This window comes from Gluconacetobacter dulcium (assembly GCF_014174165.1).
Lineage (GTDB): Bacteria > Pseudomonadota > Alphaproteobacteria > Acetobacterales > Acetobacteraceae > Gluconacetobacter > Gluconacetobacter dulcium.
Genome location: NZ_JABEQN010000001.1, coordinates 364,193 through 374,150 on the forward strand (window position 1 = coordinate 364,193; position 9,958 = coordinate 374,150).

At 65.3% G+C, this 9,958-nt stretch carries 10 protein-coding genes and 1 pseudogene; 5 read left to right on the forward strand and 6 right to left on the reverse strand.

The annotated features are described in order from the left end of the window. Positions 1-24 precede the first annotated feature (24 nt). Positions 25-390, reverse strand: a complete 366-nt coding sequence (locus tag HLH25_RS01650; protein ID WP_375271989.1) for a hypothetical protein — start codon at positions 388-390, stop codon at positions 25-27. 184 nt (positions 391-574) lie between these two features. On the opposite strand from HLH25_RS01650, the gene HLH25_RS01655 reads away from it, so the two are divergent. Both HLH25_RS01655 and HLH25_RS01660 read left to right on the forward strand, forming a co-directional pair. Further along, positions 575-1,819, forward strand: a complete 1,245-nt coding sequence (locus HLH25_RS01655) for an MFS transporter (protein ID WP_182972383.1) — start codon at positions 575-577, stop codon at positions 1,817-1,819. Between the two features lie 12 nt (positions 1,820-1,831). Next, positions 1,832-3,235, forward strand: a complete 1,404-nt coding sequence (locus HLH25_RS01660; protein ID WP_182972384.1) for an amidohydrolase — start codon at positions 1,832-1,834, stop codon at positions 3,233-3,235. On the opposite strand, the gene HLH25_RS01665 is transcribed toward HLH25_RS01660, so the two are convergent. Then, positions 3,221-3,700, reverse strand: a complete 480-nt coding sequence (locus HLH25_RS01665) for an Lrp/AsnC family transcriptional regulator (RefSeq protein ID WP_246400851.1) — start codon at positions 3,698-3,700, stop codon at positions 3,221-3,223. The genes HLH25_RS01660 and HLH25_RS01665 overlap by 15 nt on opposite strands. A 111-nt stretch (positions 3,701-3,811) precedes the next feature. On the opposite strand from HLH25_RS01665, the gene HLH25_RS01670 reads away from it, so the two are divergent. Continuing rightward, positions 3,812-4,903 carry a saccharopine dehydrogenase family protein gene (locus HLH25_RS01670; protein ID WP_182972385.1) on the forward strand — a complete coding sequence of 364 codons (1,092 nt, stop codon included), beginning with the start codon at positions 3,812-3,814 and terminating at the stop codon, positions 4,901-4,903. A 274-nt stretch (positions 4,904-5,177) separates the two neighbouring features. Here HLH25_RS01670 and HLH25_RS01675 read toward each other — a convergent pair whose 3' ends face one another. Further along, positions 5,178-5,723: a DsrE family protein gene (locus HLH25_RS01675; protein WP_182972386.1), complete on the reverse strand. Its 546-nt coding sequence runs from the start codon at positions 5,721-5,723 to the stop codon at positions 5,178-5,180. A gap of 354 nt (positions 5,724-6,077) precedes the next feature. Beyond that, the gene (locus HLH25_RS01680; RefSeq protein WP_310888911.1) at positions 6,078-7,361 is read right to left on the reverse strand and encodes an MFS transporter; all 1,284 of its coding nucleotides are present in this window, start codon (positions 7,359-7,361) and stop codon (positions 6,078-6,080) included. 143 nt (positions 7,362-7,504) lie between these two features. On the opposite strand from HLH25_RS01680, the gene HLH25_RS01685 reads away from it, so the two are divergent. Beyond that, entirely contained in the window at positions 7,505-8,098 is a 594-nt protein-coding gene (locus HLH25_RS01685; protein ID WP_182972388.1) for a TetR/AcrR family transcriptional regulator, read from the forward strand. A gap of 19 nt (positions 8,099-8,117) precedes the next feature. Here the strand turns inward: HLH25_RS01685 and HLH25_RS01690 are convergent, their stop codons facing one another. Both HLH25_RS01690 and HLH25_RS01695 read right to left on the reverse strand, forming a co-directional pair. Then, positions 8,118-8,303: a hypothetical protein gene (locus tag HLH25_RS01690; RefSeq protein ID WP_182972389.1), complete on the reverse strand. Its 186-nt coding sequence runs from the start codon at positions 8,301-8,303 to the stop codon at positions 8,118-8,120. A 165-nt stretch (positions 8,304-8,468) separates the two neighbouring features. Continuing rightward, a complete protein-coding gene (locus HLH25_RS01695) occupies positions 8,469-9,077 on the reverse strand; it encodes a YceI family protein (RefSeq protein WP_182972390.1) in 609 nt (202 codons plus the stop codon). Between the two features lie 182 nt (positions 9,078-9,259). Here HLH25_RS01695 and HLH25_RS01700 point away from each other — a divergent pair. Continuing rightward, a pseudogene (locus HLH25_RS01700) lies at positions 9,260-9,958 on the forward strand (IS3 family transposase); the annotation flags it as partial.

Here is a 9,958-nt window from a genome sequence, read left to right on the forward strand (position 1 = left end):
TCCGGGCCGACCGGCCCGGCTCTTTCAGGACGGAGATTTCGCCTTGCTCTGCCGGGGCTTCTTTTTCCCCGCCGGCTCGAACATCGCCCGACAGCGCGGCGACAACTGATCGATCTTCTTTTTCATGCAGGCGGTTATCTTGTCTTCGTTGGGAATGGCGAAGGTGCACAGCTTGATCGCATCTCCGCGACAGGCTGCGCTCTGCTCCTCCCGCGACGCCGCATGTGCCGTGCTCACGAAGAGCGCGGGGATGGCAAACAAGGCAAATGCAGAAACTCTCAAGGCGACTTCTCCCCAAAAGCCGGAGGATCGACGAAGGGCGCCCCGAAAGGTACGGTTCAACGAGGCATGCCAACGCGAAATGCGGCGGATATCCTTCCGATAACGCATTCAACCATCAAGAGTTCTCTGCCGGGCCGTTCCCATCGGGCATGCGCTGGTTCGTGATCCCACCAGGCGCTTTCGCGCCGCATCCGGATCATGTTCCGACCGTTCCGCCATGCTCCATTTGCCTTGCAGGCCGCCTTCCAGTCATAATTCATGACAGTTTCAGAACGGGAGCGGAGCATTGGGTGTGGCGACTGCCGGACCGGGCCGGATCATGCTGGTGGCAGGGGCCTGCATCGGCAATTTTCTCGAATTCTACAGCTTCCTGGCCTACGCCTATTTCGCGCCGATGATCGGGGATGCCTTCTTTCCGGACAGCAGCGGCCTCAATGGCCTGCTGCGGACGATGCTGGTGTTCGCCGCCGGCTTCGTCGCCCGTCCGGTCGGGGCCATCGCCATAGGCCGCTACGCCGCCCGCCATGGGCGGCAGCGGGCAATGATGCTGTCCTTCATTCTGATGGCACTCGGACTGGCCCTGCTCGCCCTGACGCCGCCCGCACGAGTTATCGGGCCGTGGGCGCCACTCCTGATCCTGCTGGCCCGCGTCGTGCAGGGTTTTTCGGAAGGTGGTGAAATCGGGCCGGTCACGGCACTGCTGTTCGATGCCGCACCACCCGGCCAGGGCGGCCTGTACGGCTCGCTGCAATATCTGACGCAACTGCTCGGCTCGCTCGCGGCCGTCACCGTCGGGCTGGTGCTGTCACTGGTCCTGACACACGACCAGCTTTACGACTGGGGCTGGCGCATCCCCTTCGTTTTGGGCCTGGTCATCATCCCGGCGGGCTCCGCCCTGCGCTGGATCGCGACCGCCGTGCCGCACACCCCCTCGCCCGTCGGCGGCGCCCGTCCACCCGCATTGGCGGTGACGCTGATCGCGCTGACGGTCGCCGGCGGCACCATCTCCACCTATCTGCGCCATTTCGGGGTCAGCTACGCCATCTCCGTGCTGCATCTGTCGCCGCGTGTCGGCATGCTGGCCAACGTGGCAGGCATGCTGGCCGGACTGGCAACGGTGCCTCTGGGCTGGTGGATGGCGCAGCGGTCGCACCACCTGCGCGGCACGATCGGCGCGCTGATGGTGCTGACGGGCGTGTTGAGCGTGCCTCTCTACCGCTTCGCCATCACCCAGCCGGGCCTGCCCAGCCAGTTGCTGCTGAACTGCGTCCTTTTCGCCCTTTCGAGCCTGACGCTGGTTCCACTATGGCAGGCCATGCTGGAGTCCCTGCCATCCGCCAGCCGGGTCCTGCTGTTCGGCTTCATCTATTCCACCACGGTGTCGTTGTTCGGCGGCTTCACGCCCTCCCTGGTCACATGGCTGATCCAGCATACCGGCGACGCGACGATGGCCGGATACCTGATGGCCCTTGCCTATGGCGTACAGGCGGCGGCGTGGTACGGGCTGAGCCGCTTCGACAACCAGCACCACGCCTGACCGGGGGCCGCCATGCACGCCAATACCGACCGCCTGTGGGACCTGGTGGATACCCATGCACCCGCGGCAGCCGCGCTGGCCGACGCCGTATGGGCCGTTCCAGAGTTGAATTTCGCCGAGATCCGCTCCTGCGCCCTGCATGCCCGGGCGCTGCACGCCGCCGGCTTTCGCGTCACTCCCGGCATCGCCGGGCTTCCTACCGCCCTGCTGGGCGAGGCCGGAATCGACGGCCCGGTCATCGCCTTCCTGGGCGAATATGACGCCCTGCCGGGCCTGAGCCAGCAGGCCGACGCAACCACGCATCATCCCCTGCCGGGCGACGGAAACGGCCATGGCTGCGGCCATAACCTGCTGGGCGCGGCATCGCTGCTGGCCGCAACGGCGCTGAAGGACTGGCTGGCCGAAACAGGCCTCCCCGGCCAGGTGCGCTATTACGGCTGCCCGGCCGAGGAAGGAGGCGCCGGCAAGGGCATCATGGTGCGCGCCGGCAGCTTCGCGGGGGTCGATGCGGCCATCACCTGGCACCCGGGGTCGTTCGCCATGGTGTTCCCCCCCACCTCGCTGGCCAGCCAGAGGGTGGATTTCACCTTCACCGGTCGATCGGCCCACGCCGCCGCCGCTCCGCACCTGGGCCGCTCGGCGCTGGACGCGGCCGAATTGATGAATATCGGGGTCAATTACCTGCGCGAGCACATGCCGCCGACCGCGCGGGTTCATTACGCATATCTGGATACGGGCGGAAACGCCCCCAACGTCGTGCCGGCACGGGCGGTGGTGGCCTATTCCATCCGCGCCGCCGACCTGCCTGAGATGCTGGCCCTGGCCGCGCGTGTCCGCACGATCGCCGAGGGCGCCGCCATGATGACGGACACCACGGTCACATGCACGGTGGTCAGCGGCATGGCCAACTTGTTGGGCAATCAGCCGCTGGAGGAAGCGATGCAGATCCAGTTCGAACGGCTGGGTCCGCCTCCGTTCACCACGGCCGATCGCGCCTACGCCGAGACCATGCGCGCAACGCTCGATGCACAGCAGATCGCCACGGTCTTCCGGGCGCTGAACCTGCCCGTCAAACCCGACATGGCGCTATGCGACACGGTCATTCCCTACGTCCCGGATCGCGGTCGGTCGATGATGGGCTCGACCGACGTGGGCGATGTCAGCTGGGTCGTGCCGACGGTGCAGGCCCTCGGCGCGACCAGCGCCGTCGGCACGCCGCTGCATTCCTGGCAGATGACGGCACAGGGCTGTTCGACACTGGCGCATACCGGCATGGTCCATGTCGCCAAGGCCATGGCGGCAACCGGCGCGGAACTGATACGCAACATGGCCCTCCTGGACCGTGTCCGGGCAGCGCACGCAGGCCAGGTCGCACAACAGCCCTATATCAGCCCGATGCCGTCACCTGCCGCCTGACGATCCCGGCTCGGGCTCGCCTCCCCGCCGCCGGAACCGCGTGGAAAGGATGATCGCCGAGGTCGTGCGCTCCACCCCGTCGAGCATGCCGATCCGGTCGATCACCCGGTTGATGGTTTCGGTCGCGCCCGCCCCCACGACGGCGATCATGTCCACCATGCCGCTGACGGCATGCAGTTCGCGAATTTCGCGGATCGGGCGCAGCGCGGCCTCGACCGAGGCGGCATGCCGGGGCGTGATCGTGATCATCACATGCGCCCGCACTGCATCCGCGTCATGGGCGGGGGTCACCGTCGTATAGCCGGCGATCACCCCGGCCCGCTCCATCCGCTCGATCCGGCTCTGCACCGTGGTGCGCGACAGGCCGACACGGCGCGCGAGCGCCACGGTCGACATCCGCGCATTGCCCTCCAGCAGGGCCAGCAGGGTTCTGTCCGTCTCGTCCGGTTGCATAATGCCGATCATATCCGACATTTCGCCGAAAGAAAGCCCCAATCGCACGTCACGCTGTCCATTGTGTCCGGCCCCGTTCCTTCGTTCCATTTCCGTATCGCATCAGCATCAGGAACGATTGGCATGAAGAAGATACTCGTTGTCGGCGCAGGCAAGATCGGTTCGACGATCGCGGACTTCCTGGATGCGACCGGCGACTACGCCGTCACGCTGATCGACCGCGACCAGCCGGGCCTCGATCGCGCCGATGTCGGCCCCCAGGTCCGCAAGGTCCGGGTCGATATCGCCAGGGACGGCGCCCTCGCACCGCTGATGGAGGGCCATTACGCCGTCCTCTCCGCCGCCCCCTATCACCTGACGACGATCATCGCCACCGCCGCTGCCACGGCCGGCATCCATTATCTCGACCTGACGGAAGATGTCGCCAGCACCCGCGCGGTCCGCGCGCTGGCCGAGGGCGCGCAATCCACCTTCATCCCGCAATGCGGCCTCGCCCCCGGCTTCGTCTCCATCGTCGCCCACGACATCGCCCAGCGTTTCGAAAAGCTGGACACGATCCACCTGCGCGTCGGCGCGCTGCCGGAATTTCCCTCCAACGCGCTGGGCTACAACCTCACCTGGAGCACCGACGGCGTCATCAACGAATATATCGAGCCCTGCGAGGCCATCGTCGGCGGCGAACGCCACATGGTACCGGCCCTGGAAGGGCTGGAGACGCTGGGGGTCGACGGCGTGACCTACGAAGCCTTCAACACCTCCGGCGGCCTAGGCTCCCTGTGCGAGACCTATGCGGGCGCGGTGCGCGAACTGAACTACCGCACCATCCGCTACCCCGGCCACGCCCAGGCCATGAAGATGCTGCTGCGCGACCTGCGCCTGGCGGAAAGGCGCGACATCTTCAAGGATATCCTGGAATACGCGCTCCCCGTCACGCAACAGGACATCGTGCTGGTCTTCGTCACCGTCTCCGGCTGGCGCGAGGGGCGGCTGACCCAGGAAAGCTTCGTCCGCCGCATCTATGGCGAGACGGTCAACGGCCGCCCGCGCACGGCAATCCAGATCACCACCGCCGGCGCGATCTGCGCGGTGCTGGACCTGTTGAAAGACGGCCACCTCCCGGCACGGGGCATCGTCCGGCAGGAAGACATCGCGCTGCCCGCCTTCCTCGAAAACCGCTTCGGCCGCGTCTATCAGGGCCGCCGCCACACCGCCTGAACGCTCCCCCAAACGCGCCTCGGCATGCGCCCGCTGCGCAACGGCGGACGCATGCCAAATATGACCCGGTTCTCGGCAGACCACGAGCCTCACCCGCCTCTCTCACCCGAGGCGGAATGCGAGAAATGCGGGTCAACGATTCAAGCCTCCGGCGTCCTCCTGATGCTATTGTTCGAAATCAACAATAAATATAGGCGTCACCATCCTGGAACGCGAAGATCATATACCAAAGCCTGTTGACACGGCCCGTATAGAGGCAGGCGGACAGCATCCGTCATCCGGGGATCACGGCCCAGCCTCTCAGTTGCAGGTTGGCCAACGTCACCATGGCGGATAGATCGACCTGGACCCCGTCGGCGACGGCGTCCCGTGCAATCTTCTGGCCCGCCAGAGCGTAGCTGCACACCTCGATCGAGACCCCCGCTTTGCGCAGCGCGCGCAGCAGCGCGGTATTGGGGTTGTCCCGACCGAAACGCGCCCGGTATTCCCCATCGGCGAGGATAGACGGTGTAGCCGCCCCATAGACGATCGCCACAACGTCGCCGGTCTTGGGATGTATCCTGTCAGCCGCGAGCAGGTTCATGAACCGAGCGATCCGCTCCAGTGCGGGATTGATCTGCGCTGGATCGGGCGCGGCCCGCGCCGTGTCGAACGCCACCCGGTACCGCAACGACGGATCGGGACGGTTAGCAGAGCCATCGGCGGCATGAACGGCGCCATAGGCCGGGACGGCGTCCCCACCCGTCCGCGCATGGGCAACCCCGCCCCAACCGCTCAGGAGCGACAGGGAAGCGAGGATCAGGCGGGTAGCGTTGCTCATAAAATCACCTTTCATGGGCCGTCTGGTTGTCACGCGGAGTCGCATTTTCCGGCGGCATCTGTTCCCGCGCATTCAACTCTCGTCGTCACCATGCCGGCCCCGCTATTCTGCGAGGCGATTATATAGCATTTCTGGTGACGTTCCTGAATCCCCTCTTGAGCCTCGCGGGCAAGCGTGCAGGACTGCGCGGAAACGCCCACACTTACAGAACCGCGTCGTCCCAGGGAATGATCACGCCGCCGGTCGCCGCGATCACATCGCACATGGCGAATGACAACAGCGGATTTCCGTTTAATCCGCTCCGACACTGGGGAATGGCAGTGCACAGCCCCCCGCGATCGGGCAAAGGTTTTTCTACTCCCCCCCAGCCGGCAGCGGAACCCGCGTCGGCGCCCGGCCGATTCCCAGCGCCATCAGCGCCGCCAGCAGTCCCGCGCAGCCGGCCAGCACCAGCATGTCGCGATAATTTCCCTGCGCCTGCCGCAGCAATCCGGCCAACGACGCGGCGCAGGCCGCGCCGATCTGGTGCCCGAACACCACCCAACCGAACACCACGGGCGCCGCGCGCTCGCCAAATGCCGAAGTGGCCAGACGCAGTGTCGGCGGCACGGTCGCAATCCAGTCCAGCCCATAGAAAATGCCGAAAACCGTCAGGCTGTCCGGTGAGAAATCGCAGAACGGCAAAGCGACCAGCGACACCCCCCGCAGCCCGTAATAGGAAAACAGCAGCCAGCGCGCATCCATCCGGTCGGTCAGCCAGCCGGACAGGGTAGTGCCGAACAGGTCGCACAACCCCATCATGGCCAGATAGCCCGCCGCCGGCACCTCGCCGATCCCATGATCGGCACAGATGGCGATGAAATGCGTACCGATCAGGCCATTGGTGGTAAACCCGCACACAAAAAAGGTCAGGAACAGAAACCAGAAATCGCGTTTCACCACCGCATCGCGCAACGCCCCCACTGCGATGCGCAACGGATGCCGATCAGGCGGCGGCGGCGGAACATAATCCGGCGGTGCCCCATGCGGCAGAAGCCCCAGCCGCTCGGGATGCTCCGGCAGGCACAGCGCAACCACCGGCACCAGCACCAGACAGCCGATGGAGACGGCCAGCACCGGCGCCCGCCAGCCGTGATCATGCGCCAAGGCCGCCAGCGCCGGCAGGAAGAACAGCGATCCGGTCGCCGTGCTGGCTGCCAGCAGCCCCATCACGGTGCCGCGCCGAGCCACGAACCAGCGATTCACCACCGTTGCCCCCAGCACCATCGCCACCGCCCCGGTACCCAGCCCGGTCAGCACCCCCCAGGTAATGAAAAACTGCCAGGGCTGCGTCATGAACAGGGACAGAAAACTGGCCCCGCCGATCAGCAGCAGCGCACCGACCAACGTGCGGCGTATCCCCACCGCCTGCATCAACGCCGCCGAAAACGGGCCGACGAAGCCGTAGAGAAAGATGCCGAACGCCGCGGTGGCCGAGATCCCGGCCCTGCTCCAGCCCAGTTCCATCTGCAACGGCATCATCAGCACGCCCGGCGTCGCACGCACGCCAGCCGAAACCAGAAGCGACAGGAACGTCAGCCCGACCACCACCGCATATACGCGCGCGGGCCGGGAAAGCTTGCGAGGGACTGGGATCACGCTCATATCACTGATCGGTCAGTTCTGCTGCTGTTGCCAAAGCCCCGCGCGCCCGTCCACGCATCCTCGGCGCTTCGGCAGCAGCCTCCAGGGCCACGCCACGTTAGGTACCGATCGGTAACATCGTCAAGCGGGTTTCGCGCATGTCCACTCCCCCATCCCCTTCCCGACGCCCCACCGCCGCCGACCGGATCCGCCAGTCGGCGCGCGACCTGTTCTACCGGCAGGGGATAAGGGCCGTCGGCGTGGAGGAGATCGTGCAGAATGCCGGCGTCACCAAACCGTCGCTCTACCGCGCCTTTCACTCCAAGGACGGCTTGGCCACCGTCTTTCTCACCGACTACCAGCATTGTTTCTGGGACCGGATCGCCCTCGTCCGCGCCGCTCACCCCGAAGACCCGCACGCCCAGATCCTGGCCTATTTCGACGGGCTGGCAGAGCGTTCCGCCGCTCCCGACTATCGTGGCTGCGCGCTCACCAACGCCATTCTCGACTATCCCGACCGCACGCACCCGGTACGGCAGGAAGCCGCGCGCCTGAAGCATGAGGTACGCGACTGGCTGGTCGAACGCGCCCACCAGATGGGGGCCACCGATCCCGAGCGGCTTGCCGACGGTCTGATCCTGCTGATGGAAGGCGCCTATGTCGTGGGTCAGGCTTTCCCGCCGCCAGGCCCGGCGGCGCGGGTGGGCGACTGCGCCCGCCTGCTGATCGAGGCACAGTGCGGGCCGCGATAACCGGGCGGCCCGCCATCCTCTATCTGCGGCTCAGGTCACACAGGGCATCGATCTTGTCGGCCAGCGCGGCAATCCCCTCACGCAGGGCCTGGGGCGTCTGCGGCATAGACTGCGCCCGACTGTTCAACTGCTCCACATCCGACTGGATTTCGGACAGAAGAATGCTGATTTCCGAAAAATGCTCACGTTCGTCATACCGCCGCATGCCTGATATCCTTCGTCCGGCTCGGGAAAAGCCATCCTACGCAAAAGAGCGCGACCTGACGATCTCCGGATTTCCCTTCACGCAACGATCGAACATCTCGGGCGCGGCCGGAAGAACCATCCACCGCGACCGCCCCATGCGGAACAATCGCGGCGGTCACGGCGGTCAGTCCTGCTTTTCGAAGGCACCGGCAATACGCAGGGCCACTTCGTCGCTGACATAGGGCACATATTTGCTCACGCCGAAATCGCTGCGCTTGATGGTGCCGGTGGCCTCGAATCCGGTGGTATATTTCTTGTCGATCGGGTTCATGCCGGCACCGATGAAATGCACTTTCAGCGTCTCGGGCTTCGTCACGCCATGGAGCGTCAGGTCCCCGCTCACCACGGCATCGCTCTTGCCGGCCAGTTTCACGCTGGTCGAAACGAAGGTGGCATCGGGGAATTTACCGGCATCGAACCACTCCGCCCCCTTCAACTCGCCAGTCAGCACGTCACTGGTGGTCTGCACCGAGGCGATGGGGATCGTCACCGACAGGCTGGACGCGGCCGGATTCTTCACATTCAGTTCCAGCGTGCCGGAGACGTTGGAAAACATGCCCGCGTAGTGGGTGAAGCCGAAATGCAGCACCGAGAAACCGACCTGCGTATGACCGGGCTCGACTGCATAATGCCCCGCCTGCACCTCGGCCGGGCTGGTCGCGGCCTGGGCAGCGAGGGGAAGGCTGGCGGCAAGGGCCAGAACGGCAAAAAGCGAAGAGGCGCTACGCGTCATGGGAACGAACTCCGAAATCTGAACAAATCCACACCGAACGCCCAGGCCACACCGGCCCGAACCATCCCGCTCCATCCAGACATAACGGATGTCCCCCAATCCAATGATAAAAATGCCGGAAACAGATCGTTTCCACATTTTGCACCGCCCCCCACCCCGTGGCACGCCCCGCCCGTTCGGTTATCGAGCCGATCTGCCGCGAACTGGCGATCGCCCCATCCTCCTATCATGAACATGCCGCGCGTAAGGCAGACCCCACGAGGCGGCCTGCCCGTGCCCGGCGTGATGACGAACTGAAGGATGAGATCAAGCGGGTATATGAGGCCAGTTCAAAGCTCTGCGGGACGCGCAAAGTCTGGCATCAGATGCGCCGTGAAGGGATCCAGGTAGCCAAATGCACCGTGGAGCGCCTGATGCGCGCCATGGGTCTGGCCGGCATTCGGCGAGGGAGGAAGACGGTCACGACCATCAGCAATCCCAAGACCCCATGCCCGCAGGACAAGGTGAACCGCGCATTCCGTGTGAGCCGGCCGAATGCCCTGTGGGTGGTCGATTTCACCTACGTCCACACGTGGAGCGGCTTCGTCTACGTCGCCTTCGTGATCGATGCCTATGCCCGGCGCATCGTCGGCTGGAAGGTCAGCACCTCGGCCACTGCCGGCTTCGTGCTCGACGCCCTGGAGCAGGCGATCCATGCGCGCAGGCCCAGCCCCGAGGATGGTTTGATCCACCATAGTGACCGGGGCGTCCAATACCTGACCATGAACTAAACCCAACGCCTGGCCGAGGCCAATCTGGTGCCTTCGGTCGGTAGCGTCGGGGATTCCTGTGACAACGCCCTGGCCGAGACCATCAACGGCCTCTACAAGGCCGAAATCATC